Raw genomic sequence first — 24,579 nt, 5'->3', positions numbered from 1 at the left:
CCAGATCGGCGCACGTCGGGAGCAAGATCATCTCAAAAGTCCATTTCGAGGATGTAGACCCCGCCCACATGGCGATCCACCGTATAGACGATGCCGCGCTCGTCCACGAACACGTCATTGAGCTGGATGGCGCCGGTGGGGGCCAATGGCGGGGCCGGCGGCACGAAGGAGGCGATCTCCACCGGCTGGTACGGATTGGAGATATCGAACGCCCGCAGGCCGCCGTTGAAGAAGGTGCCGATGATCACCTGGTCGGAGAACCAGGAGGTGGGCAGCGGCAAATTCTCATGCAGATTGTGCGCGCCCACGCGACCGCCGCGCTTGGCGAACACCGCGCGGCTGGGCATCGGGCAGGTGGCGATGGGGATCGGGTTGGTCTCGTCGCGAGCATCGAGAATCCACACCAGCTTCGGCCAGTCGGCGCCGTCATCCACCACCGATTCATCGGTGACCACCAGCAAATTGCGCTCGAACAGCGGCAGCACGGTGTGGGTGAAGCCGGCGTAAGGCGGGGAATTGTCCCAGCGGCAAATGGGCTTGGGTGCCGACTTGTCGGAGATGTCGAGCACGATCATCCCCGCATCCAGATAGCCGAGATACGCCCGGTCCGGCCGCTGGGGATAGACATTGGTGTTGTGGGCGCGGAAGCCGAGATCGAACTCCGGCGTGTGCCGCACGGGGGCCGGAGCGCTGTCGCCCTCGCGGGTGCCCGGCAGCCACCAGCGGCCCACTTCGGTGGGCTTGGTGGGATCGCGCACGTCGATGATGCGATAGAACTGGTCATCCTTGGCATCGCGCGGGGTGAAGTCCGGCGCACCGGCGGCCATGTGGACATACTCGCCGTCGCAGAACCACAATTGGTGCACGCCGCGCGAATGCGGGCCGGAGCAATCGAAGAAGGACAGCGACTTCGGCTGTTCCGGCACCGAGATGTCGAAGATCTCCATGCCCGCCGGCTGCTGTCCGGCCTTCTGGGTCTGATAGGCCACCACCATGATGTCGCCGGTCACCTCCAGCGAGTTGGAGCGCATGTGCGCCTGCGGCAGCTCGGTCTGCACCACCATGCGCGGGCTCTTCGGATCGGTCACATCCAGCGCGGTGAAGTTCTTCGGCGCGCTCTCGTGCGCCAGCCACAGGATGCGGCGGCCGTCCTTGGCGATCTGGATCGACATGCCCTCCCCCAGCCCGCCGAAGCCGCCGAGATCATGATGGGCGATCAGCTTGAAGTTGCGGGTCTGGCTGTCGTCAGCGCCCTGGTCGGTGGTGGTCAGCATGTGAAAGGGTCTCCCAACCGGCACTTGGCGTTGGCCGTGGCTGCCCCGCATGAACGGCGGCGCCCGATAATCTCTGTCAAATTGCCCGCGTTCTATCAAGACGCATTTGTTATAAATTTTTGCGCACGCTCGACGAAGGGCCGCGTCATGCTATGCTGGCGAACATTCCACCCGCTCCGCGTGAGGGTGCCGCACGACCATGCCGACCAAGACCAAACCAAGCCCGTCCGACCCGAGCCTGTCGAAGCCGCGCCCCGCCAAGCCGCGCCTATCGGCCCCGCGCCCGTCGAACCTGCGTGCCGCGACTGCGGCAGAGACGCCGACAACGACCAAGAGCGCCCGCAAAACCAAGGCCCCGCGCCGCACCGCATCGCCCTCCATGGTGCTGGCGGAGCCGCCCCCGGCGCCCGCCGGGGCGGATCCCAAGACATTGGGAGAAGGCATTTATCTGCGCCTGCGCGCGGATCTCATCGCCGGCCGCATCGCGCCGGGCACCCGCCTGCCGTTTCGCCAGTTGAGCGCCCGCTATGCGGTGGGCATCGGCCCGCTGCGCGAGGCGCTGGTGCGGCTCTCCTCCGAGCAATTGGTGGCCTTCGAGGGCCAGCGCGGCTTCGTGGCCGCCCCCCTGTCCATCAGGGAATTGAAGGATCTGTGCGGTCTGCGCGTCGACCTCACCTGCCGGGCGCTGCGCGAAGCCATGGCGCTGGGCGGCGAGGATTGGGAGGACGAGATATTGGTGGCGCTGCACCGGCTGGAGCGCAGCCCCATGCCGGCCTCGTTCGATGACGATGCCGCCATGGACGAGTGGGAGCGCCGGCACGATCGCTTCCACACCAGCCTGATCGCCGCCTGCGATTCCAAATGGCTGCTGCACTTCTGCGCCACCTTGTCGGACCAGTTCCAGCGCTATCGCCGGGTCTCGGTGGTGTGCATGGCGCAGTCGCACACCTTGTTCGATACCGTGCGCAGCCAGCACCGCGCCATGGCCGAGGCCGTCCTGGCACGCCAGGCCGATGAGGCGGTGGCGATCCTGCGCTCCCATTTCGAAGGCAGCGTGGCGCGGGTGATCGACCAGATCGAGACCTTCGTGGGCAAGATCAGCGCGGCTTAAAGAGGTTTGCGCCCCAAGATTGGTTGACACATCGGCGTTCGAACATGACAATAATTTTCGAACGTTGACTCAGATCTGCAACATCGCGCCGCCAGCGAACGCCAAATAGCGGCGGCAGCGATCCGGACTTCAGGCGCCGCAGGCGCCGGGACGACCAGCCCGACCTCCGATCAACGGCGGCGGGCATGACGATCATAAATAGGGAGGACACCATGGGTCTGCACACGCGGCGACGCATAAGCCTTGGGCTGGCCGCATGCGGCTTTGCCGCAGCCTTCGGAACATTGGCGGCTTCGGGAACGGCGGCAAAGGCCGATCCGGTCAACATCCGCATCGGCTGGTCCACCATGCCGGGCCATCTCATCCCTGTGCTCTATTCCAAGCCCGAGATCCTGAAGTATTACGGCAAGAGCTATGTGGTGGAGCCGATATTGTTCCGCGGCTCATCTCCGCAGATCCAGGCCATGGCCGCCGGCGAGATCGACATGGCCGCCTTCTCCCCCGCCGTGCTGGCGCTGGCGGTGAACAACGCCCGCCAGGATGTGAAGGTGGTGGCCGACATCATCCAGGACGGCGTGGACGGCTATCACTCCGACACCTTCCTGGTGAAGACCGACAGCGGCATCAACACGATCACCGACCTGAAGGGCAAGCGGGTCGGCACCAACGCCATCGGCTCGGCCTCCGACACCGGCATGCGCACCGGCCTGCGCAAGGCCGGCCTCCAGGACAAGCGCGACTATACCGCCATCGAGGTGGCCTTCTCCAACATGCCGGCCATGCTTCGCGAGGGCAAGATCGACATGGGCACGGTGCTCCAGCCCTTCTCCGACCAGATGGTCGCCACCGGGAAATTCAAGGTGCTGTATGACGTAAAGGATGCGGTTGGCCCCTCCCAACTGGTGTTCCTTGCCGCCCGCGCCGACTTCCTGGCCAAGAACAAGGCAGCGTTGATGGACTTCTTCGAGGACCATGTGCGCGCCGTGCGCTGGTTCACTGATCCGAAGAACAAGAAGGAAGCCACCGAGATCATCGCCAAGTTCATGAAGCAGAAGCCGGAAGACCTGGAATATCTGTTCACGAAGGCGGATTATTACCGCGACCCCTTCATGTTCCCCAATGTCCCGAACATCCAGACCATGGTGGATGCCTCCATCGCCGTGGGTGCTCTGCCCTCCGGCACCGCCGGGGCGCTGCAGGGCGCGTTTACGGTGGCGCCCGCTTATGTGGACATCAGCTTCGTGGAGGAAGCCAAGAAGCGCATCCAGGCCTCGGAGGCGGCGACGCGATGAACGCCCCGGTCGCCCAGGCCATCGTCGGAGCGCCCGTCGGCATCGAGATCCGCGATGTCACCCACCGCTACGGCTCCAATGGCGTGTCCGGGGGCGTGGTTGCCCTCGACCACATCAACCTGACCATCCGGCCGAACGAGTTCCACGCTTTGCTCGGCCCCTCCGGCTGCGGCAAGAGCACCTTGCTCTATCTCATCGGCGGCTTCATCCCGGTGCAGGAGGGGAGCATCGAGACGCCGCGCGGTGTGGTCGCCGGGCCGGGGCCGGAGCGAGGCATCGTGTTCCAGAACTTCGCTTTGTTCCCGTGGAAGACCGTGCGCGAGAACGTGCTCTACGGCATGGAAAAGCAGCGCCTGCCCAAGGCGGAGCGGATGGATCGGGCGCAGGCCATGATCGATCTGGTGCACCTCACCGGGTTCGAGAATGCCTTTCCCTCGCAATTGTCGGGCGGCATGCAGCAGCGCGCCGCCATCGCCCGCACCTTGGCGGTGGAGCCGGAAATCCTGCTCATGGACGAACCGTTCGGCGCCCTGGATGCGCAGACGCGGCGGGTGATGCAGGAAGAACTGCGCGCCATTTTCGAGCGCACCCGCAAGACCGTGGTGTTCGTCACCCATGACGTGCACGAGGCGGTGTTCCTGGCCGACCGCATCTCCATCATGAGCGCCCGGCCGGGCCGCATCCAGCATGTCATCGACGTGGACCTGGAGCGGGGCGTCTCCGAGGAGGTGATGAAGCGCCCGGCCTTCATGGACCTCAGCGAGCAGATCTGGGGCCTGGTGCGCGAGCAGGCGATCGCGGCCACGCGGGGGGCGCATTGATGAGCACCACCAACATCTTCGTGCGCTATCTGCCGATCCTCATTGTGGTGGTGATCTGGCAGATCCTGGCCACCGCCGGGCCGCTGTCCAACGAGCTTCTGCCCAGCGTCCCTGCGGTCGTCACCGCATTCTGGGACCTTGTGCGTGATGGCGAGATCCTCCGCCACGGCCTGCGCTCGCTGTTCCGCGCATCGCTGGGCCTTGGCGCGGCGATCGCGGTAGGCGTGGCGGCGGGACTGGCCATGGCCGCATTCCGGCCGGCGCGGCTGCTGATCAACCCCATCGTGCAATTGTTCTACCCGATGCCGAAATCGGCCCTGATCCCGGTGATGATGATCTGGTTCGGCCTCGGCGACATGTCCAAGATCCTGTTGATCTTCCTCGGCTGCCTGCTGCCGGTGGTGGTGAGCACCTATAATGGCGCCAAGGGCGTCAATCCGTTCCTGCAATGGTCGGCCCGCAGCCTGGGCGCCTCGCGGTTCGAAACCCTGCTGCAGGTGACGCTGCCGGCGGCGATGCCGGAGCTGCTGAACGGCATCCGCACCGCTTTGGCCTTCTCCTTCATCCTGATGGTGAGTTCGGAATTCGTCATCGCCAAGGACGGGGTCGGCTATCTCATCAGCCAATTGGGCGATGGCGGGGCCTATGCGGCCATGTTCGCGGTGATCCTGTGCGTGGCGGCGGTGGGCTTTGCCGCCGACCGGGCCTATGGCGCCCTGGTGCGCCGGCAATTGCGCTGGAGGGACAATTGAGCATCCGTATGGCCTCCTCCGCCTCCAGCCGCACCCCGGCGCCCGCACGGCCCGCGGCTGCCCCCTTGCGCCGCGCTGCGCCCGCCGGCGGGCCATCCTATCCGCGGCTGCGGGCCATCGCCCATTTCTGGGGCGACACGCTGATCCAGCTGTCGGTGGTCGCGGCGCTGCTGATCACCTGGGAAGCGGTGGCGCGCCTCAGCGCCATCAATCCCTTCCTGCTGCCGCCGCTCTCCACCGTTCTGGCCCGCGTGGCGCAGGATGCCATCTCCGGCACCATGGTCCTGGATCTGGGGCTGACGCTCTACCGCGCCGCCTCGGGCTTCGCCCTGGGGCTGGTGGTGGCCATCCCGCTGGGCGTGCTGATGGCGCGCAACAGCGCCGTGCGCTGGTTCTTCGATCCCTTGATCTCGGTGGGCTTTCCCATGCCGAAGATCTCGTTTCTGCCCATCTTCATCCTGTGGTTCGGCATCTTCGATACCTCGAAGATCGTGATGATCGCCTTCTCCTGCTTCTTCCCCATCGTCTCCGCCACCTATGCGGGCACGCTGGGGGTGGACAAATGGGTGATCTGGTCCGCCCGCTCGTTCGGCGCCACGCCGCGGGAGGTGCTGCGCGAGGTGGTGCTGCCCATGGCATTGCCGCAGATCCTCACCGGCATCCAGATCGCGGTGCCGGTGGGCCTCATCACCACGGTGGTGACGGAAATGCTCATGGGCGGACCGGGCATCGGCGGCTCCATGATGCAGGCGGGGCGGTTCGCCGACTCGCCGGGCGTGTTCGCCGGCATCGTCGAGATCGCCCTGCTGGGCGCACTGGTGGTGAAGAGCGTGGAGCTGACCCGCAAGCGCCTGCTGCGCTGGCACCCGGAAACCCGCCCTTAGGCCGCCTGCCGTCCGGCCGGGAGGACGTTCCATCGGCGCACGTTCAAGGCGCGGCCAACACGGATCGCGTCAGGACGGCATAGAGACTGCCGATCACATCTTCCCCGGATGTGATCGGCTATTCTTTGCTAGCAATGTTGTTTTGCAGCGGAGGTAAAATAGCCAGCCCTATCCTGCATCATGATACCTCCTTTAGCGCTTTAATCACGGGCCTTGAAATCCCCTGAAAACTGCGCACCTTAGGAAGATGATTGAGAGTCGACTATTCTACTTCCACAATCCGAAGGCAGGCGGAACCTCTGTTCGGCATGCCATCGAGGCTTTGTTCAGCGATGGCGACATTGCGCCCTTGGTCGAGAACACCGAGCCCGGCTTTCGGCGCAATGGCGGAGATTACAGTGCGTTTCGCGGCTACCGTTATTATGGCGGCCACTATGGCAGCAATATCTTTGACGCCGTCAATGACGGGCACGATTGCGTAACCAATCTGCGAAAGTCCGATTCGCGGCTGCTATCCTTGTATAACTACTTCATGGTCGACGTGGAAATCCCGGACGACCCCAGCCTCTACGAACAGTTCCACGCGGTGCGTTTCGCGCAGACTGTGGATTTTCACACCTTCGTTGCCAGTGAAGACCCGCTGGTGGAGGTGTACACGCGCAATCACCTGGTGCGGCAATTGTCGGGCTCGGCGTGGGACGTCAGAAGCACCGGCGATCTCTCCCAGGCCGCCGCCATGATCGATCGCATGCGCTGGTTCTATGTCTGTGAGGAGCCCGCCCTCTCCTGGCGTTGGGCGCAGGATGCATTTGGCGGTCTGTTGCCCCCGATCGCTCGCGACAACGTCACCAGCCGCGCCAAGGGCGGGCGAGTGGCGGTCACGTCCATGTCCGATGAGACCCGGGCCGTGATCCTGGCCAAGAATACGCTTGATACCGCCCTCTATGATTATGCCCTCCGACGCCTGCATGAGGGGCGGGCAGCGGCCTGACCTCGCTTCGTGCCGCATGGCGCGCGGGGGGTCGTTCTGGTCCCGCTGCGCCATGAGGTTTCAGGCTCAGCCGGCGGTCCAGCCGCCGTCCACCAGCAAGGAGGCGCCGGTCATCAGCCCGCCGGCATCGCTGGCCAGCAGCAGCAGCGGGCCGGTGAGGTCGTCCACCTGGCCCAGGCGGCCCAATTTGATCTTGGCGATCACGCTGGCGCGGAAGGTGGGCTCGGTCAGATAGGGCCGGGTCATCTGGGTTTCGATGAAAGTGGGGCACAGCGTGTTGGAGCGGATATTGTGCGGTCCCAGTTCCACCGCCATGGCCTTGCTCAGGCCCTCGATGGCCCATTTGGAGGCGCAATAGAGCGTGCGGTTGGCGCCGCCCACATGGCCCATCTGCGACGACATGTGGATGATGGAACCGGCCTTCTTCTCCGCCAGCATGCGGGCCGCCACCGTCTGCGCCACGAAGAAGGCGGCGCGGACATTGAGGTTCATCACCACATCATAGGCGTCCAGGCTCACCTCGGTGAAGGGACCGGGGCGATTGGTGCCGGCATTGTTGACCAGGATGTCATAGGCCGGTCCCGCCTCCAGCGTCGCCTTGGTGGCGGCGATGTCGGTCACATCCAGCACCAGGGCCTGGGCCTTGCCGCCGGCGGCTCGGATCTCGGCGGCGCCGGCCTCGATTTCATCGCGGGTGCGGGCGGCCAGGGTCACGTCGGCACCGTGCTGGGCGAGGACGACGGCCGCGGCAAGGCCGATGCCGCGGCCGGCGCCGGTCACCAAAGCAGATTTGCCGGACAGATCGAAGGACGGCGGCTTGGGCAGGCTCATGGGTGAACTCCATTGCAGGCGCCGCAGGGGACGCTCATGCGTCATAGGCGACGGCCGCCGGCACCGCCGCAAAAATGCGCGCGGGCCGGCAGACCGACACGGAGAAAATGACGGCGCCGGAGCCCGGCGCCGGGATCATTCGGCGGCGGTGGCGTAGGGGATGTTGCGCCCGCCATAGCGCCGCACGCGGATGTTGGCCTGCTCCGCATGGCCGGCAAAGCCCTCAAGCATGCACAGGCGCGAGCAATATTCGCCGATCATGGCCGAGGCTTCGTCGGTGAGCACCTTCTGGTAGGTCACGGTTTTCAGAAACTTGCCCACCCACAGGCCGCCGGTATATTTCGCCGCTTTCTTGGTGGGCAAGGTGTGATTGGTGCCGATCACCTTGTCGCCGAACGCCACATTGGTGCGCGGCCCGAGGAACAGCGCACCATAGTTGCGCATATGGGTGAGGAAATAGTCCGGGTCGCGGGTCATCACCTGCACATGCTCGGAGGCGATGCGGTCGGCTTCCACCACCATCTCCTCATAGCTGTCGCAGACGATCACCGCGCCATAGTCCTCCCACGCCTGCCGGGCGATGGCGGCGGTGGGCAGGATGGTCAAAAGCCGCTCCACCTCCGCCATCACCTCCAGCGCCAGCTTGCGGGAAGTGGTGAGCAGAATGGCCGGCGAGTTCGGCCCGTGCTCCGCCTGCCCCAGGAGATCGGTGGCGCACATCTCCGCATCGACGCTGTCGTCGGCGATCACCAGGGTCTCGGTCGGGCCGGCGAACAGATCGATGCCGACGCGGCCGAACAATTGCCGCTTGGCCTCCGCCACGAAGGCATTGCCCGGCCCCACCAGCATGTCCACCGGGGCGATGGACGCGGTGCCCAGCGCCATGGCGCCCACCGCCTGGACCCCGCCCAGGCAATAGATCTCATCCGCCCCCGCCAGATATTGGGCGGCGACGATGGCCGGGGCCGGCTTGCCATGATAGGGCGGCGCGCAGGTGACGATGCGGTCGACGCCCGCCACCTTGGCGGTGATGACCGACATGTGCGCCGAGGCCAGCAGCGGATATTTGCCGCCGGGCACATAGCAGCCCACCGACCCCACCGGGATGTTCTTGTGCCCGAGCACGATGCCGGGCAGCGTCTCCACCTCGATATCGACCATGCTGGCGCGCTGGTGCTGGGCGAAATTGCGCACCTGCTCTTGCGCGAACTTGATGTCCTCGATGTCCCGCGCGGAGAGTTCCGCCATGCAGTCGCGGATCTCCTGGTCGGTGAGGCGGTAGTCGGTGCGGTCCCAGCCATCGAACTTGATGGAGAGCGCCCGCACCGCCGCGTCGCCATCCTTGGCGATGTCACCGAGGATGCCCTCGACGATGGCCCTCACCTTGGTGTCGGCGGCCTCCGCATCGCTGGCGCTGATGCCGGTCTTCAGATGTTCAGCCATTTCACTCTTCCTCCTTGCCGCTCATGCTCCCGCGCTCACTTGATGGCTTGCGGGTTGATGGGCGAACCGCAGCCGCCGGGAATATGCATGGGCGGCGCGCAGAAGAAGAATTCATACACTTTGTCGGCGGCGCAATCCTCCGCCAGCTCCTTCAAAAAGAAGATCTCGCCCATGGTGATGCCGATCTTGGGGATCACCACCCAATGCCAGGGCTGGTTGGCCTCGGTGGTCTCGTTGGGGCGCACCTCGCAGCCCCAGGTGTCGGTGCAGATGGCCGCCAGATCGTGCTGGTGGATCCAATAGGCGGTCTCGAACGCCAGGCCCGGCGCATCGCCGCCCGCATAGGTGCCCCAGTCGCCGGCCTTGATGCAGGCTTCCTGCTGGCCGGTGCGAACGATGACGAAATCGCCCTTGCGGATCTCCACCCCCTGCGCGGCGGCGGTGGCGTCCAGATCCGCATTGGTGATGGCATAGCCGTCCGGCAGCGCGTCCTGGCCCTTGAAGCGGGCCACATCCAGCAGCACGCCGCGGCCGACCATCTTGTTGCGGGTGTGCTCGATGCCGTTCTTCTTGGCCCCGTTTGAATCCACCAGCGTGGCGTCAAAGCCGTTGTACATCTTGTCGTCGAGGAAGATGTGGGCGAGCGCGTCCCATTGGGTGGAGCATTGCAGCGGTAGGTTGATGGCGTCGTCCGCATAGCGCAGACGCACCGTTTCGTCCTGGGTGCCGGCGACCGCATCGGTACCGGTGGCGAGCATGGTGTGGATGGGATTCCAGCGTCCGCCGAACAGCCCGCTCTGCAGCTTCTGGTCCAGCGGCAGGCCGAGCGCGAACACCTTGCCCTTGCGGATCAAACCCGCCGCCGCGACGATGTCCTCCGCCGCCACATGGTTGAGGGTGCCGATCTGGTCCTCGGCGCCCCAGCGGCCCCAATTGGACAGTGCGTCGGCGGCTTCATAGATGGCAGCCTTGTTGACTTTCATGGCGTTTCCTCGACTTTTTTGATTATCGATCGATAATTTGCACCGGTCGGCGCCGGTCCGCAAGGGGCGACCGCGCCGATGTGAAGCGGGGCCGGTCGCCACCTCCCGTCTTTGCGATGCGGGGGCGGGAGGGCTAGCATGGCCGGCCTCTGGGCGTGCAGGCGGCGAGCGAGGACGGGTCAGGGGCGATGGTCAAAGTGGCAAAACGCGCCGTGGTTTCCACGGCGGAGGCGACTGTTCCGGGGGCACCTGCCGCCAAGCGCCGGTTGGCGCCGGAAGACCGCCGCCGGGACATCCTGGCCAAGGCCATCGAATATTTTGCCCAGGTGGGCTTCGACGGCGGCACCCGGGAACTGGCACGGCATCTGGGCACCACCCAGCCCCTGCTCTACCGCTATTTTCCCACTAAGGAAGCGCTGATCCAGGAGATCTACAAGGCGGTCTTTCTCGACATCTGGCAGCCGAGCTGGGATGCGCTGCTCAGCGATACCACGCGCCCGCTGCGCGACCGGCTCCAGCAGTTTTACGAGGAATACATGGCGGCGATCCTGACGCCGCAATGGATCCGGATCTATTTCTTCGCCGGCCTGAAGGGCGTGACCATCAACGTCCAGTATCTGGCCATCGTGGAAGAGCGGGTGCTCAAGCGCATCATCCGCGAATTTCACCGCGAGCTGGGCCTGGCGGTGCCGGACGAGGTGGCCCCCGAAGACCTGGAGACCGCCTGGACGCTGCAAGGCGGCATCTTCTATTACGGCGTGCGGAAATATGTCTATGGCAGCCCCATGCACACCTCCGCCAAGACCGTGATCTCGCAATCCCTGGACGTGTTCTGCGCCGGATATCGCGCGGTGCTGGAACAGCGGGCGGCGGGCGCGCCGCGGACCACAGCGGCAGAGACGCCCGTGCCCCCGGCCAAGCCCACGCGACGCGCAGCGAAAGTCTGAGCCGCGCGGCCTGTTGCGTGCGCGTGAGGCTTCTGTTATTTTTCGATCGATAAATAAGAAGGCCGCGGCACCCGCATGGGATCGGGCTTGCCCCGTTTCGCGCCGCCGGCCCGCCCGATCTGGAAATGACCCCCGCCAAGGAGCCCGGCATGACCACCACCGGCATCAACCATCTGTCCATCGGCGCCACCGATCTGGACGCCTCCATCCGGTTCTATGAGACGGTGTTCGGGATGACCTGCATCCCCACCTACAATTTCGGCTTCCGCACCCAATACATGCGCTGCGGCAGCCAGCAGATCCACATCTTCCATCTGCCCGATGCCGTGCCGAAATATCAGCACTTCGCGCTGAACGTGGATGACTTCATGGCGGTCTATGACCGGGCCAAGGTGCTCGGCATTCTGGACCGCGAGACCTTCGGCAATCCGGTCAACGAACTGCCCGACGGCTCGGTGCAGCTCTATCTGCGCGACCCCGGCGGCAATCTGGTGGAAGTGGACTGGCCGGACATCACCACGCTGGACCGCGCCCGGCTGCCGGAACTGCGCCGGCTGGCGGATCGCTTTGAACAGGTGGGCGAGAATCTCGAAGCCACCCTCTATCTGGACAGCAAGGCCGTCGTCGCCTGACCGCGCCCCCGGCCGGCCCTGCCGGCCGGGGTGCTGGGCTTCGGCACCCTGTGTCTCTGCGGCCTTTCTATGCGGCCTTGGGGTCGGTCGTCGCCGCCGCCGGCGCCCCGGCGGGGCGGGCCATGTCCTTGAGCACCGAGAACAGCGCCGCGGTGTCGTCCGCATCCCGTCCCTGGGCCAGGGCGGCCACATAATAGGGCACGCTGGCGGCCATCAGCGGGGTCGGCGCCTTCATCTGGTGGGCAAAGTCGGTGATGAGGGTGAGATCCTTCATATAGACGTCCATCTTCATGGTCGCCGGCTGATAGCGCTCCGCGATCATCAGCGGCCCGCGCACCTCGAACATGCGCGAGTTGCCGGCGCCGTCGCGCACCGCATCGAACACCATGTTGAGGTCCAGCCCAGACTTGTCCGCCAGCACCAGGGCCTCGGCCGCCGCCAGATTGTGGATGGTCACCAGCAGATTGGCGATGAACTTCAGCTTGATGCCGGCGCCGAACGGCCCGACATAGCGGGTGTTGCGGGCAAAGCCGTCAAACACCGGGCGGATCTTCTCCACCACCGCTTCCGCGCCGCTGGCATAGATCACCAGATCGCGCACCGCCGCCTGGGCGCCGGTGCCACTCACCGGACAATCCAGCACCTCGACGCCGAGCGGCTCCAGCCAAGCCTTGCAGTGCTCCTTTGCGACCAGGGGCAAGGTGCCCATCTCGGCCACAACGCTCCCCTTGCGCAGCGTCTTGGCCAGGCCCGCCTCGCCCACGCACACGGTCTCCAGCGCCTTGATGGAGGCCAGCGCGATCAGCACCACATCGGCCTTGGCACCCACATCCGCCGGCGAGGCGGCGGGCACGCCGCCCACGACCGCGAGCGCCTCCATGCTGGCGGCAGCCACGTCATAGCCCACCACGTCGAACCCGCTCTCGCGCAGGTTGCGGGCATAGGACATGCCCATGATGCCGAGCCCGATGATGCCGACCACCGGCTTGTTGTCTGCGTCCATTGCCACGCTCAAACTCCCGACTGCGTTCACGCACAAACTGGCCCGCCCGCGTCGCAGGCCGGCCAGGCGAGGATGCCGGATCCCTGAGGGACGGCGATTTCAGGCGACGGCGGCGGGCGCCGTGGCCGTCCCGTCGCGCGCCCCTGCCCCCAGCGCCGACACCAGCAGCGCGTTGAACGCCTCCGCGGCATCGATGGGGGGCACATGGGCAGCGGCGGGAATTTCGATGAAGTCCGCATGAGGCGTTACCGCCGCCATGGCGCGCATGATCTCCGGCGGCGCGCCCGCATCTTCGGACCCGACCACATAGAGCACATGGGGGGTCATGGCGCCGAGGCGGGCCATCACCCCATGGCTCTGCAACGCCCGCGCGCAGCCCATATAGCCCACGGGATCGGTGGCGCGCAGCATGGCCGCGGTGGCGGCGGTTTCCGCCGGATGAGCGGCGCGGAAGGCCGGCGTCAGCCAGCGCTCCACCGTGCCCGCCACCACCGGCTCCATGCCCTGGGCGGCAACGGCGGCGATGCGGGTGTCCCAACTGTCCAGGAAGGCCGGGGCCGCATCGGCGCGCGCGTCGCAGCACAGGATGCGCCCCACCCGTTCCGGATGGTCGAGGCCGAGATTGAGCGCCAGGACACCGCCCAGAGACAGGCCCAGCATATCGGCGCGGGCGATCTCAAAATGGTCCATCACCCCCAGCAGGTCGGCCATGAGATCGGCCATGGCATAAGGCCCCGCCGGGGCGTCGGTGCGGCCATGGCCGCGCATGTTGGTGCGCAGGACGCGGTGGGTGCGCGTCAGTGTCTCGATCTGAAGATCCCACATGCCCAACGTGGTGCCGAGCCCATTGGACAGGACGATCCACGGCTTGGCGGCGGCACCTGCCCCTTGGGTGCCATCCACCCGCGCCTCGATGCCGAGGCAGTTTACCATTACCCGGTGCGCCCCACTCATTCGGCCGCCTCCACCTGATCGCGGGGCAATGCCGCATTCACCCGCGGCAGCACCTCTTCGGCCATCAGCCGCATGGATTTCTTGTCCAGAGCCGGCTCGCGCCAGTCCTTGCCCGCATAGAGCAAGGTGCCGAAGGCGCCCACCTCCTCGCGGAAGGCGAGGATCTCGTCGGCCACCTTGTCGGGGGTGCCGTAGATCACCAATTTGTCCAATACGCCCTCCAGCGTCACCGCGCTGTCCGGCTGGGCGCGGTCGTCCTTGAACAGTTCCGCCCGGCCGTTCTTCACCAGCTTGGTGAGCAGCTGCTGATAGTAGAACACATAGGCACTTCCGGCGCCGCGGGCATATTCCCGGGCGGTGGCCAGATCATCGGCCACGAAGATGCTTTTCGCCACCCGCCAGTTGGCGAGATCGCCGGGCCGCCCCCCCTGCTTGCACCCCTCCAGATAGGACGCCCGATGGGTCGCCACCCATTTGGGCATGAGGAAATTGGCCGAGATCGGGTCCCAGCCCCGCGCCGCTGCCGCCGTGACGCCCTTGGAGAATGGCGCCACCGCCGTGACCACGATGGGGGGATGCGGCCGTTGCATCGGCTTGCCGATGAAGCCCTGGCCGATGTCGGTCATCATGGTCCGGGCGGTGCTGATGGTCCAGTATTTGCCATGGATGTCATAGGGCGGCTCGCCGGCCCACAGCGCCAGGATGGTGTCGATGCTCTCCAGGAACATGGCCTGGCGATCCGCGTCCAGATTGCCGAACACTTCCGCATCCGACAGCAGGCCGCCGGGGCTGATGCCGAAATTGAACCTGCCTCCCAGCATATGATCCAGCATGGCCACCTGGCTTGCCACCGCGGCGGGATGGGCGTTGGGCAGGTTCACCGTGCCGGTCCCGAGCCGCATCTGCTTGATGCGGCCGGAGAGGCTGGCGAGGAAGGCGACGCAGGAGGTGATGGTCTCCGCCGCATCCGTGGTGTGCTCGCCCACATAGCCTTCGGTGTAGCCCAGCTCATCGGCCAGCAGGAACGCCTCCTGGTCCTCCCGCAAGGTGTCGGCCCAGGGCCGGGTGGTGGGATGCACCGGCATGGTGAAGAAGCCGAGCTTCATCCGCGCGCTCCATGGCGAGGGTGGGGATCTGTCGGCGCGACGCTAGCGGCTTCGTCCCGGCCTGCGAAAGCATAAGAACTGATGCGACCCGTGCGTTTTCCTAATGGGGCTGGCGCGCGAAACTGCGCTAGCCTTCACTGCCGAACCACCGACAGCCAATGCCGGGGCGCGGACGGGAGACGATTGACAAGGCGCCACGCCGTGCAATTATCGACCGATAAACAATAACCGTTGCATCGACGACGGCAAGGGAGAACGCCCGTGAAGCCAGCCACTTTCGCTTTTGCGAAAGCGCGTTCGGTCGAGGAGGCAACCGCCATGCTCGCACAGCATGGCGAGGACGCGCGCATCATCGCGGGCGGCCAGAGCCTGATGGCCATGCTCAATATGCGGCTCGCCAAGCCCAGCGTGCTGGTGGACATCAATGGGGTGCCCGGCCTTGCTGAGCTGGAGCACAGCGGCGAGGATCTGCGCATCGGCGCCCTGGTGCGCTATGCGCAGGCCCTGCGTCATCCCTTGCTTGCTATTTCCGCGCCGTTGCTGGCCCGCGCCTTGCCGCACGTGGCCCATGCGGCCATCCGCAACCGCGGCACGCTGGGCGGCTCCGTCGCCTTCGCCGATCCCGCCGCCGAAATGCCCGCCTGCCTGCTGGCTCTGGGCGGCGCGGTGGAGATCGCCGGCCTGGATGGCCCGCGCACGGTGGCCGCCGACGATTTCTTCCACGACCTCTACGAGACCGCCTTGGCCCAGGGCGAAATGCTGACCGCGCTGCGCATTCCCGGCCATACACCGGACCGGCGGGTGGGCTTTGCGGAATTTGCCCGCCGGGCGGGCGATTATGCGCTGGTGGGCCTTGCCGCCAGCGCCCGGGCGGTGGACGGGCGCCTCACAGAGGTTCGCCTGGTCTATTTCAGCGTCGGCGCGACGCCGGTGCGCGCCCGCACCGCCGAGGCCGCGCTGGAGGGCGCGCCGCTGGACGCCTTGCCCCTGGACGCCGCCGTGGCGGCGCTGGAGGACGACCTCGATCCACCCACGGACATCCAGGCCAGCCGCGACACCCGCCTGCATCTGGCCGGCGTGCTGCTGCGGCAGGTGGCCGGGCAATTGACGGAGCCCGTGGCATGACCGGCACCCTCCCCCCGGCCCGCGAACACCTCACCTTGCGCCTCGTGGTCAATGGCGCGGCGGTGGAAGAAGAGGTGGAAGCCCGCCGAAGCCTGGCGGATTTCCTGCGCGAGACGCTGGGCCTCACCGGCACCCACCTGGGCTGCGAGCACGGGGTCTGCGGCGCCTGCACCGTGCGGCTCGATGGCGCCATCGTGCGCGCCTGCCTGATCCTGGCCGCCCAATGCGAGGGCGCGCAGGTGGAGACCATCGAGGGCCTCAGCGACAGCGGCGAGATCGCCGATCTGCAACAGGCCTTCCACCATCGCAATGCGCTGCAATGCGGCTTCTGCACCCCCGGCATGCTGATGGCCGCCGCCGAACTGCTGGCGGACGGCGGCGTGCCGGAGCGGGACGCCATCCGCGAGCATCTGTCCGGCAATTACTGCCGCTGCACCGGCTATCACGCCATCATCGATGCGGTGGAGAGCACCGCCAAGGCGCGCGCGGACCAAGCCCGCGCGGAGGCCGGAGCATGACCAAGGGCCTCGACACCCCCGGCACGCCGCACGACACCGCCCCCGGACTCTCGGCGCTGGACCGGCCCAACTCCTATATCGGCCGCTCGGTGCCGCGCCCGAACATCGCCCGCCTCACCCAGGGGCGCGGGGAATATGTGAGCGACCTTGTGCTGCCGCGCATGCTGCATGTGGTCTATGTGCGCTCGCCTTATGCCCATGCCCGCATCCGCGCCATCGACACCATGGCCGCCAAGGCCGCACCGGGCGTCGCGGCGGTGGTGACGGGGGCGGAGCTGGCCAAGGTCTGCACCCCGTGGGTGGGGGTGCTCAGCCATCTGGCGGGGCTGAAATCGGCGCCGCAGCATGCGCTCGCCGTGGATCGCGCCTGCTGGCAGGGCGAGGCGCTGGTGGCGGTGCTCGCCCGCAGCCGCGCCTTGGCCGAAGATGCCGCCGAGCTGGTGGAGATCGACTACGAGCCGCTGCCGGTGGTCGCCGACATGTTCGCCGCTTTGGAGCCCGGATCGCCGGTCATCCATCCCGACTTGGGCGACAATCTCGCCTTCGAGCGCCGCCTCTCCGCCGGCGACCCGGACGGAGCCTTCGCCACCGCCGATCATATCGTGGAGGCGGACTTCGGCTTCGGCCGCCATACGGGCGTGACGCTGGAGCCGCGCGCCATGGTGGCCGACTATCAGCCCGGCACCGGCCGCCTCACCGCCTATCTGGGCACCCAGGCGCCGCACATGATGCAGAATATCCTGGCGCTCCACCTCGGCCTGGAGGAGGCGCAGGTGCGGGTGGTGTGCAAGGATGTGGGCGGCTCGTTCGGCATCAAGGTGCATGTCTATGCGGACGAGATGGCCACCGCCGCCTTGTCCAAGCATCTGAAGCGCCCGGTGAAATTCGTCGCCGACCGGCTGGAGAGCTTCGTCTCCGACATCCACGCCCGCGACCATCAGGTGAAGGGCCGCATCGGCGTGATGGCCGACGGCACCATCACCGCCTTCGAGATCGACGATGTCACCGGCATCGGCCCCTATTCGGTCTATCCGCGCACCAGCGCGGTGGAGGCCAACCAGGTGGTGAACCTCACCGGCGGCCCCTACACCTGCCCCAATTATCGGGCGCGGGCGCGGGTGGTGTTCCAGAACAAGACCCCCACCTCGCAATATCGCGCCGTGGGCCATCCCATCGCCACCGCCGTCACCGAGGGGCTGGTGGATCTGGCGGCCCGGCGCATCGGCATGGACCCGGTGGAGATCCGCCGCAAGAATCTGGTGCGGGATGATGCCTATCCCTGCGCCTCGGCCTCCGGCCTGAAGTTCGAGGCGCTCTCCCACCATGCGGCATTGGATAAACTGCTGGGGATGATGGACTACGCCGCCCTGCGCCGCGACCAGGCGGAGGCGCGGGCGCGCGGCATCTATCGCGGCATCGGCTTTGCCAGCTTCATCGAGATCACCAATCCCGGCGCCGCTTTCTACGGGGTGGGCGGGGCGCGCATCTCGTCCCAGGACGGGGCGGCGGTGAAGATGGATGCCACCGGCGCCATCACCTGCCAGATCAGCGTCACCGAGCAGGGCCAGGGCACCGAGGCGGTGATCGCGCAAGTGGTGGCCACCGCGCTCGGCGTGCCGCTGGAGCGGGTGCGGGTCATCACCGGCGACACCGACAACACGCCTTATGGCGGCGGCACCTGGGCCTCGCGCGCCGCCGGCATCGGCGGCGAAGCCGCCTGGCAGGCGGGCAAGGCGCTCAAAGCCAACATTCTCACCGTGGCCGGCGCCATCCTCCAGGCCGATCCCGCAACCCTGGACGTGCAAGGCGGCACGGTGGTGGACGCGCTGGATGCCCGCGAGCGCATGTCCTTGGCGGAACTGGGCCGCATCGTCTATTTCCGCCCCGATACGCTGCCCACCGGCTTCCAGGCGGAAATGATGGCGGTGCGCCATTATGTGCCGCGACAATATCCGTTCGCCTTCACCAATGGCGTGCAGGCCTCCTATCTGGAGGTGGAGCACGGCTTCGTGCGGCTCTTGAAGCATTGGGTGGTGGAGGATTGCGGCACCATCCTCAATCCGCAACTGGTGGACGAGCAAGTGCGCGGCGGCGTGGTCCAGGGGCTGGGCGGCGCGCTCTATGAGCACTGCGTCTATGATGGCGATGGGCAGATGCTCAATGCCAGCATGGCCGATTATCTGGTACCCATGGCCGGCGAAATGCCGGATATTGCGGTCGCCCATGTGGTCTCGCCCACCTCCGACAGCGAGCTGGGCGCCAAAGGCGCCGGCGAGGCCGGCACCGCGGGCGCACCGGCGGCGGTGATGAACGCCATCAATGATGCACTCAGCCCGCTGGGGGTGACGCTCACCGCCATGCCCTTTTCCCCCGACCGCATTCTTTCCGCTTTGAAGCGCGCCGCGCCAACGGCCGCCTGACGACGAACCAAGCCCGCACCAAAAGCGGGCACAGACCGGGAGCAACACGCCATGGATAGGTTTGACGCCAAGACGCCATTGAAAACCCCACCCACCGCCGCCCTCTCCCGCCGTGGGCTTTTGAAGGGCGCCGCTTTTGGCGGCGCCGCCCTCATCGCCGCGCCCGCATTTCTGCGCAGCGCCCGCGCCCAGAGCGGGCCGATCAAGATCGGCTTTCCGGTGCCGCTCTCCGGCCCCTATTCCACCGAGGCCCAGGATCAGGTGCGCTGCGCCCAGATCGCCATCGCCCAGTTCAACGACAAGGGCGGGCTGAATGGCCGGATGGCGGAACTGCTGGTGCGCGACGACAAATTGGACCCCGGCGAAGCCGCCACCCGCGCGCTGGAGCTGATCGAATCCGACAAGGTGAATTTCCTGTGCGGCTCGCTGTCCGCCTCGGTGCAGCTCTCGGTGAACCAGGTCGCCAAGCAGCGGGGCGTGATCTACAATTCCATCAGCCAGTCGGACAGCATCAATCAGGTGTCCGACTTTTCCAAATACACCTTCCATGAGGCGCTGAACCCGCACATGACCGCGGGCGCGGTCGCCCGCTATGCCTTCCCGAAATTCGGCAAGAAGGTCGCCTTCCTCATCGCCGATTATGCCTATGGCCATGAGATGGAGCGCGGCTTCAAGCGCGCCGGCAAGGAATTCGGCATCGAGGATGTGGTGGAGATCAAGCACCCGCTGGGGCAGGCGGATTTCTCCACCTTCTTCCCGCGAATCCAGGCCGCCCGCCCCAATGTGCTGGTGGTGTGCAATTTCGGCCGCGACCAGCTCAATCTGGTGAAGCAGGCCACCGACTATGGCCTCAAGCAGCAGATGAAGATCGTGTTCCCGGTGCTGCTGTTCTCCCAGCGGCTGGCGGGCGGCGCGGGGCCGTTCGAGGGTGTGATCGGCGGCGCCAATTATTATTGGGGCCTGGAGAGCGAATACGCCTCCGCCAAGCGCCTGAACGACGCCTATCGCGCCAAGCATAACAATGCGGTGCCCAGCGACTATGGCGCGCTGGGCTTTGCCGGCGTCTATGCTTTGCTGGAAGGGGCGAAGAAGGCCGGCGGCACCGATCCCGATGCGGTGATTGCCGCCCTGGAGACGCTGAAATACGACGCCTACAAGGGCGAGCAAACTTACCGCAAGTGCGACCACCAGGCGGTGCAGTCAGTGCTGGTGGTGGAATCCAAGCCCCAGGCCGAGGTAAAGGGGCCGAACGACGTGTTCAAGATCGTCGCCACCCAGCCGGCGGGGGACCAGTTCCTGCGCTCCTGCCAGGAACTCGGCCACAGCTGAGCTGCTCTCCACAGGCGGCCCCGGCCGCCTGTGTCCGCGCCAGTCCTGACCTGCCGCCCGCGGCAAGACGAAGGTGCCACCGTGACCCTTGATCTTCTTTTGCTCCAAGCCTTCACCGGCGTGGCGCTCGGCTCGATATTCGTGCTGGTGGCGCTCGGCCTGTCGCTGATCTTTGGTCTTCTGACCATCGTCAATTTCGCCCATAGCCAGTTCTTCATGGTGGGCGCCTATGTGGGCGTCGCCGTCATGGCCTATACCGGCAACTTCTGGCTGGCGCTGGTGATCGTGCCTTTGGTGGTGGGGGCCATCGGCATGGTGTGCGAGCGGTTCCTGATCCGCCCGCTCTATGGCCGCGGCATCGATTATCCGTTGCTGCTCACCTTCGGCCTCGGCCTGATCCTACTTGAGCTGGTGCGCATCATCGCCGGCACCGAGGGCTTTCCCTTCAGCGCCCCGGCGGAACTCACCGGCGCGGTGGATCTGGGCATCTTCTTCTTTCCCAAATACCGCCTGTTCCTGATCGGCGTCACCGCTTTGATATTGCTGGCCCTGTGGGTGTTCCTGGAGAAGACCCCCTACGGCCTCATCATCCGCGCCGGCGCCCGCGACCAGGAGATCGTCCAGGTGCTGGGGGTGGATGTGTCCAGGGTCTGGCTGGTGGTGTTCGGCATCGGCACCGGCCTTGCGGCGCTGGCCGGCGTGCTGGCGGCGCCCATTCGCGGGGTGTTTCCGGAAATGGGCGTGCCGGTGCTGGTGGAGGCGTTCGTGGTTACCGTGGTGGGCGGCATGGGCTCGCTCTTGGGGGCGGTGATCGCCGGCCTCCTGGTGGGCATCACGGTCAGCATGACCTCGCTGTTCTACCCGCAGATGACCACCCTCTCCATGTTCCTGCTGATGGCAGTGGTGCTGGTGTTTCGTCCCCGCGGCCTGTTCGGCCGCGCTGGCGTGATGGATTGAGGAGCGCGCCATGACCTCCGACGCCTATCTGGGCAAGCGCGCGCCCGCCTCCCGCCCCCGCGCCACCGGCGCGCGCCGGGCGCTGCCGCTCATCGCCTTCATCGCCCGGCACCGGGTGCTGTCGGCGCTGGTGGCGCTGGCCATCCTGCCGTGGCTGACGCCCTATCAGGCCCTGGCTGTGAACATCCTGATCTTCGGGCTCTATGCCATGGGGTTCAACCTCATCTTCGGCTATGCGGGCATGCTGTCGTTCGGCCATGCGGCGCTGTTCGGGCTCGGGGCCTATGGCTGCGGCATCCCCATCGCCAAGTTCGGCGTGCCGTGGTTCCTGGCCATCCCCTGCGGCATCGCGGTGGCGGGCGTGGCCTCGGTGATCATCGGCTGGTTCGCCATCCGCTCCCGCGGCATCTATTTCGCCATGATCACCTTGGCGCTGTCGCAGGTGGTCTATTATTCCGCCTATCAATGGACCTCGATGACCGGCGGCGAGGACGGGTTGCGCGGGGTCACGGTGCCGCGCATTTCCCTGTTCGGGCTGGAGCTGAACATGCTCAACCCGACGGTGAAATATTATGTGCTGTTCGCCATGGCGGCAGTGGCCATCTGGCTGTTCTCGCGCATCCTCGCCTCGCCCTTCGGCGCCACGCTGGAGGCGATCCGCGAGAATGAGAAGCGCGCGCTCGCCTGCGGTTATGACGTGGCCCGCACCCGCTGGCTGGCCTTCATCCTGTCCGGCCTGTTCTCGGGGTTCGCCGGCACGCTCTACGCCATCCACCTCTCGGTGGTGCCCATCGAGACGCTGCATTATTTCAACTCCGCCACCATCCTCATGATGACCTTGCTCGGCGGCATGGGCACCTTCTTCGGCGGCTTCGTCGGCGCCTTCGTCTACATCATGCTGCAGGATGTGGTGACGGTGATCACCGTGCATTGGCAATTGGTGGTGGGCACGCTGTTCGTGGTGCTGATCCTGTTCTTTCCCAGAGGCATCTGGGGCTCCCTGCTGAATTGGGTGAAGCCATGAGCGCCGTCTCGTCCCTCGCCTCCCCCTCCCTCGTGCCCGAGCCGATCCTGCGGGCGGAGGCGGTGACCAAGCGCTTCGGCGGCTTCACCGCGCTGTCGGGCATTTCCGCCAGCTTCCTTGCCGGCCAGCTCACCGCCATCATCGGCCCGAACGGGGCCGGCAAGAGCACCTTCTTCAATGTGCTGTCCGGCTCGTTCCCGCCCAGTTCGGGGCGCATCTTCCTGGATGGGACGGACATCACCCACACGCCCCAGCACCAATTGGCGCACATGGGCATCGCCAAGTCGTTCCAGATCACCAATCTGTTTCCCAAATTGAGCGTGCACGAAAATGTCCGCATCGCCGCACAGGCCTTGCGCTCGCGCTTCAACCTGTGGGCCGCGCGGGATGCGCTGGACCTGGACGGCGAGGTGATGGCGCTCCTCGCCCGCGTCGGCCTCACCGACCGGCGGTTCGAACAGGCCGATACCCTCGCCCATGGCCAGCAGCGCTGCCTGGAAATCGCCGTGGCACTGGCCTGCAAACCGCGGGTGCTGTTGCTGGACGAGCCCACCGCCGGCATGAGCCCGCAGGAAGCCCGCGAGATGATGGACCTGATCCTGGCGCTGAATGAAGAACGCACCGTGATCCTGGTGGAGCACCGGATGAAACTGGTGATGGGCATTTCCGACCGCATCGTGGTGCTGCACCACGGCACCTTGCTGGCGGAAGGCGCCCCCGACGACATCCGCCGCCATGACGAGGTGCGGCGCGTCTATCTCGGACAATCGGTGTAGCGATGCTTGAGGTCTCCCATCTCAACGCCTGGTACAAGCGCGCCCATGTGCTCCAGGGGGTGGAATTTTCCGTCGGTGAAGGCGAGGCGGTGTGCCTCATCGGCCGCAACGGCGCCGGCAAGACCACCACGCTGCGCTCCATCATGGGGCTGGTGGCCAAGCGCACCGGCAGCGTGCGTTTCAAGGGCGAGGACATCCTGGCCCAGCCCACCCATACACGGCTGGCGCGCGGGCTGGCCTATGTGCCGGAAGACCGCCGCATCGTGCCCGGCCTCAGCGTGCTGGACAATCTGCGGCTGGGGCTGGTGGCCTCGCCCAACCGCTCCCGCGAGAGCTTCATCATCGACCGCATCGCCGAGACCTTTCCGCGTCTGAAGGAGCGGTTGCATCAAGCGGGGGATACCTTGTCCGGCGGCGAGCAGCAGATGCTGGCCATCGCCCGCGCCATGGCCGCCGATCCGCAGCTCATCATGCTGGACGAGCCCTCCGAGGGCATCATGCCGGTGCTGGTGGACGAGATGTTCGAGCTGTTCGCCCGGCTGAAGCGCGAGGGCCTCACCATCCTCCTGGTGGAGCAGAATGTGGAGCGCGCGCTGCAACTGGCGGACCGCGCCTATATTCTCGACCAGGGCGAGATCGTCCATGCCGGGGACGCCGCTGCCCTGCTGGCAGACAGCGAAATCCAGGAGCGATATTGTGCGGTCTGATCGCCGCTGCGCGGCCCCTGCCCTGCCTTGCCCCGCCGCGAAAGGATCCCGCGTTGAGTGACCGTTTCCAGGAAATCGACCCGGCCCGCCTCTCCGCCGCGGCGCGGGCGGTGTACGACACCATCGCCGCCGGGCCGCGCCAGAGCGTGCCCTATATCTTCCAGGCGCTGGTCAAGAGCCCGGAACTGACCGAGCGCACCCAGGCGCTGGGGGTATTCTGCCGCTACAACACCGAATTCCCGCCGCGGCTATCGGAACTGGCGATCCTGGTGGTGGCCAAGCACTGGGACGCCACCTACGAATGGTCGGTGCATGAGCATGAAGCGCGCAAGGCCGGCGTCCCCGATGCGGTGATCGCCGCCATCGATGCCGGGCACGAGCCGGCATTCGCCGACCCGGACGATGCCCTGATCTACGCCTTCGCCCGCACCTTCTTCGCCACCAACGAGGTGCCCGATCCGCTGTTCGCCCAGGCCCAGGCGCGGTTCGGGGAAAAGGCGGTGGTCGAGCTGGCCGGATTGCTGGGCTATTATTCCATGCTGGCCATCATCCTGCGCATCTTCCGCGTACCGCCGCAGCGATAGGGCGGGCCCTCCCGCCCCTCGCCCAGGATTGCATTGACACATTCCAAGCTATTAAGTCTGACGGATGCCGATGCCCATCCCATGGCGGGCGGTGGGCGCGACGAGCGCACACTGA

The 24,579-nt window shown here is 66.3% G+C and carries 24 protein-coding genes; 17 read left to right on the top strand and 7 right to left on the bottom strand.

Features of this window, described 5'->3' with window-relative positions:
• Positions 1-32: 32 nt before the first annotated feature.
• Complete coding sequence (locus AAG816_RS01275) at positions 33-1,274, bottom strand: hypothetical protein (RefSeq protein ID WP_341987494.1); 1,242 nt, start codon at positions 1,272-1,274, stop codon at positions 33-35.
• 199 nt (positions 1,275-1,473) lie between these two features.
• On the opposite strand from AAG816_RS01275, the gene AAG816_RS01270 reads away from it, so the two are divergent.
• From AAG816_RS01270 to AAG816_RS01245, 6 genes are all read left to right on the top strand, one after another.
• Entirely contained in the window at positions 1,474-2,385 is a 912-nt protein-coding gene (locus AAG816_RS01270; protein WP_341987493.1) for an FCD domain-containing protein, read from the top strand.
• 212 nt (positions 2,386-2,597) lie between these two features.
• Entirely contained in the window at positions 2,598-3,677 is a 1,080-nt protein-coding gene (locus AAG816_RS01265) for an ABC transporter substrate-binding protein (RefSeq protein ID WP_341987492.1), read from the top strand.
• Positions 3,674-4,498 carry an ABC transporter ATP-binding protein gene (locus tag AAG816_RS01260; protein ID WP_341987491.1) on the top strand — a complete coding sequence of 275 codons (825 nt, stop codon included), beginning with the start codon at positions 3,674-3,676 and terminating at the stop codon, positions 4,496-4,498. Before AAG816_RS01265 ends, AAG816_RS01260 begins: the two co-directional genes overlap by 4 nt.
• Entirely contained in the window at positions 4,498-5,250 is a 753-nt protein-coding gene (locus AAG816_RS01255; RefSeq protein ID WP_341987489.1) for an ABC transporter permease, read from the top strand. The genes AAG816_RS01260 and AAG816_RS01255 overlap by 1 nt, the downstream gene beginning before the upstream one ends.
• The gene (locus tag AAG816_RS01250; RefSeq protein ID WP_341987488.1) at positions 5,247-6,134 is read left to right on the top strand and encodes an ABC transporter permease; all 888 of its coding nucleotides are present in this window, start codon (positions 5,247-5,249) and stop codon (positions 6,132-6,134) included. Before AAG816_RS01255 ends, AAG816_RS01250 begins: the two co-directional genes overlap by 4 nt.
• 247 nt (positions 6,135-6,381) lie before the next feature.
• Complete coding sequence (locus AAG816_RS01245; protein WP_341987487.1) at positions 6,382-7,125, top strand: hypothetical protein; 744 nt, start codon at positions 6,382-6,384, stop codon at positions 7,123-7,125.
• 66 nt (positions 7,126-7,191) lie between these two features.
• On the opposite strand, the gene AAG816_RS01240 is transcribed toward AAG816_RS01245, so the two are convergent.
• The 3 genes from AAG816_RS01240 to AAG816_RS01230 form a co-directional block, all read right to left on the bottom strand.
• Positions 7,192-7,956, bottom strand: coding sequence for an SDR family NAD(P)-dependent oxidoreductase (locus tag AAG816_RS01240; RefSeq protein WP_341987486.1), 765 nt, complete (start codon positions 7,954-7,956; stop codon positions 7,192-7,194).
• 135 nt (positions 7,957-8,091) lie between these two features.
• A complete protein-coding gene (gene hisD, locus AAG816_RS01235) occupies positions 8,092-9,399 on the bottom strand; it encodes a histidinol dehydrogenase (protein WP_341987485.1) in 1,308 nt (435 codons plus the stop codon).
• Between the two features lie 35 nt (positions 9,400-9,434).
• Positions 9,435-10,382 (bottom strand): cyclase family protein, encoded by a 948-nt coding sequence (locus tag AAG816_RS01230; protein WP_341987483.1) that lies wholly within the window; start codon positions 10,380-10,382, stop codon positions 9,435-9,437.
• Positions 10,383-10,579: 197 nt separating this feature from the next.
• On the opposite strand from AAG816_RS01230, the gene AAG816_RS01225 reads away from it, so the two are divergent.
• Both AAG816_RS01225 and AAG816_RS01220 read left to right on the top strand, forming a co-directional pair.
• A complete protein-coding gene (locus AAG816_RS01225; RefSeq protein ID WP_341987482.1) occupies positions 10,580-11,329 on the top strand; it encodes a TetR family transcriptional regulator in 750 nt (249 codons plus the stop codon).
• A gap of 149 nt (positions 11,330-11,478) precedes the next feature.
• Positions 11,479-11,961, top strand: coding sequence for a VOC family protein (locus AAG816_RS01220; RefSeq protein WP_341987480.1), 483 nt, complete (start codon positions 11,479-11,481; stop codon positions 11,959-11,961).
• Positions 11,962-12,028: 67 nt separating this feature from the next.
• On the opposite strand, the gene AAG816_RS01215 is transcribed toward AAG816_RS01220, so the two are convergent.
• From AAG816_RS01215 to AAG816_RS01205, 3 genes are all read right to left on the bottom strand, one after another.
• Entirely contained in the window at positions 12,029-12,964 is a 936-nt protein-coding gene (locus AAG816_RS01215) for an NAD(P)-dependent oxidoreductase (protein WP_341987564.1), read from the bottom strand.
• Between the two features lie 99 nt (positions 12,965-13,063).
• A complete protein-coding gene (locus AAG816_RS01210) occupies positions 13,064-13,918 on the bottom strand; it encodes an alpha/beta fold hydrolase (protein WP_341987479.1) in 855 nt (284 codons plus the stop codon).
• Complete coding sequence (locus tag AAG816_RS01205; RefSeq protein ID WP_341987478.1) at positions 13,915-15,024, bottom strand: LLM class flavin-dependent oxidoreductase; 1,110 nt, start codon at positions 15,022-15,024, stop codon at positions 13,915-13,917. Before AAG816_RS01205 ends, AAG816_RS01210 begins: the two co-directional genes overlap by 4 nt.
• A gap of 261 nt (positions 15,025-15,285) precedes the next feature.
• Here AAG816_RS01205 and AAG816_RS01200 point away from each other — a divergent pair, with 261 nt between their 5' ends.
• The 9 genes from AAG816_RS01200 to AAG816_RS01160 all read left to right on the top strand — a co-directional run bounded on the left by AAG816_RS01200 (position 15,286) and on the right by AAG816_RS01160 (position 24,464).
• Complete coding sequence (locus AAG816_RS01200) at positions 15,286-16,149, top strand: xanthine dehydrogenase family protein subunit M (protein ID WP_341987477.1); 864 nt, start codon at positions 15,286-15,288, stop codon at positions 16,147-16,149.
• A complete protein-coding gene (locus AAG816_RS01195) occupies positions 16,146-16,667 on the top strand; it encodes a (2Fe-2S)-binding protein (protein ID WP_341987476.1) in 522 nt (173 codons plus the stop codon). The genes AAG816_RS01200 and AAG816_RS01195 overlap by 4 nt, the downstream gene beginning before the upstream one ends.
• Entirely contained in the window at positions 16,664-19,087 is a 2,424-nt protein-coding gene (locus AAG816_RS01190; RefSeq protein WP_341987475.1) for a xanthine dehydrogenase family protein molybdopterin-binding subunit, read from the top strand. Before AAG816_RS01195 ends, AAG816_RS01190 begins: the two co-directional genes overlap by 4 nt.
• A gap of 51 nt (positions 19,088-19,138) precedes the next feature.
• On the top strand, positions 19,139-20,416 hold the full coding sequence (locus tag AAG816_RS01185) for an ABC transporter substrate-binding protein (protein ID WP_341987474.1): 1,278 nt from the start codon (positions 19,139-19,141) through the stop codon (positions 20,414-20,416).
• 81 nt (positions 20,417-20,497) lie between these two features.
• Positions 20,498-21,373 (top strand): branched-chain amino acid ABC transporter permease, encoded by an 876-nt coding sequence (locus AAG816_RS01180; RefSeq protein ID WP_341987472.1) that lies wholly within the window; start codon positions 20,498-20,500, stop codon positions 21,371-21,373.
• Between the two features lie 10 nt (positions 21,374-21,383).
• Positions 21,384-22,397 (top strand): branched-chain amino acid ABC transporter permease, encoded by a 1,014-nt coding sequence (locus tag AAG816_RS01175; RefSeq protein ID WP_341987471.1) that lies wholly within the window; start codon positions 21,384-21,386, stop codon positions 22,395-22,397.
• 32 nt (positions 22,398-22,429) lie between these two features.
• Complete coding sequence (locus AAG816_RS01170) at positions 22,430-23,173, top strand: ABC transporter ATP-binding protein (protein WP_341987563.1); 744 nt, start codon at positions 22,430-22,432, stop codon at positions 23,171-23,173.
• Positions 23,174-23,175: 2 nt separating this feature from the next.
• Complete coding sequence (locus tag AAG816_RS01165; protein WP_341987470.1) at positions 23,176-23,880, top strand: ABC transporter ATP-binding protein; 705 nt, start codon at positions 23,176-23,178, stop codon at positions 23,878-23,880.
• Between the two features lie 53 nt (positions 23,881-23,933).
• Positions 23,934-24,464, top strand: coding sequence for a carboxymuconolactone decarboxylase family protein (locus AAG816_RS01160; protein ID WP_341987469.1), 531 nt, complete (start codon positions 23,934-23,936; stop codon positions 24,462-24,464).
• The last annotated feature ends 115 nt before the right edge of the window (positions 24,465-24,579 follow it).

Origin of the sequence: Azorhizobium sp. AG788, assembly GCF_943371865.1 — a bacterium.
In the GTDB taxonomy this organism is placed as follows: domain Bacteria; phylum Pseudomonadota; class Alphaproteobacteria; order Rhizobiales; family Xanthobacteraceae; genus Azorhizobium.
The sequence above is the reverse complement of the archived record's forward strand: the minus strand, read 5'-3'. Positions and strand labels throughout refer to the sequence as shown.

Coding starts and splice junctions, on each gene's coding strand:
- AAG816_RS01275 (WP_341987494.1), bottom strand. CDS start 1,274: ATGCTGACCACCACCGACCAGGGCGCTGACGACAGCCAGACCCGCAAC.
- AAG816_RS01270 (WP_341987493.1), top strand. CDS start 1,474: ATGCCGACCAAGACCAAACCAAGCCCGTCCGACCCGAGCCTGTCGAAG.
- AAG816_RS01265 (WP_341987492.1), top strand. CDS start 2,598: ATGGGTCTGCACACGCGGCGACGCATAAGCCTTGGGCTGGCCGCATGC.
- AAG816_RS01260 (WP_341987491.1), top strand. CDS start 3,674: ATGAACGCCCCGGTCGCCCAGGCCATCGTCGGAGCGCCCGTCGGCATC.
- AAG816_RS01255 (WP_341987489.1), top strand. CDS start 4,498: ATGAGCACCACCAACATCTTCGTGCGCTATCTGCCGATCCTCATTGTG.
- AAG816_RS01245 (WP_341987487.1), top strand. CDS start 6,382: ATGATTGAGAGTCGACTATTCTACTTCCACAATCCGAAGGCAGGCGGA.
- AAG816_RS01240 (WP_341987486.1), bottom strand. CDS start 7,956: ATGAGCCTGCCCAAGCCGCCGTCCTTCGATCTGTCCGGCAAATCTGCT.
- hisD (WP_341987485.1), bottom strand. CDS start 9,399: ATGGCTGAACATCTGAAGACCGGCATCAGCGCCAGCGATGCGGAGGCC.
- AAG816_RS01230 (WP_341987483.1), bottom strand. CDS start 10,382: ATGAAAGTCAACAAGGCTGCCATCTATGAAGCCGCCGACGCACTGTCC.
- AAG816_RS01220 (WP_341987480.1), top strand. CDS start 11,479: ATGACCACCACCGGCATCAACCATCTGTCCATCGGCGCCACCGATCTG.
- AAG816_RS01215 (WP_341987564.1), bottom strand. CDS start 12,964: ATGGACGCAGACAACAAGCCGGTGGTCGGCATCATCGGGCTCGGCATC.
- AAG816_RS01210 (WP_341987479.1), bottom strand. CDS start 13,918: ATGAGTGGGGCGCACCGGGTAATGGTAAACTGCCTCGGCATCGAGGCG.
- AAG816_RS01205 (WP_341987478.1), bottom strand. CDS start 15,024: ATGAAGCTCGGCTTCTTCACCATGCCGGTGCATCCCACCACCCGGCCC.
- AAG816_RS01195 (WP_341987476.1), top strand. CDS start 16,146: ATGACCGGCACCCTCCCCCCGGCCCGCGAACACCTCACCTTGCGCCTC.
- AAG816_RS01190 (WP_341987475.1), top strand. CDS start 16,664: ATGACCAAGGGCCTCGACACCCCCGGCACGCCGCACGACACCGCCCCC.
- AAG816_RS01185 (WP_341987474.1), top strand. CDS start 19,139: ATGGATAGGTTTGACGCCAAGACGCCATTGAAAACCCCACCCACCGCC.
- AAG816_RS01175 (WP_341987471.1), top strand. CDS start 21,384: ATGACCTCCGACGCCTATCTGGGCAAGCGCGCGCCCGCCTCCCGCCCC.
- AAG816_RS01165 (WP_341987470.1), top strand. CDS start 23,176: ATGCTTGAGGTCTCCCATCTCAACGCCTGGTACAAGCGCGCCCATGTG.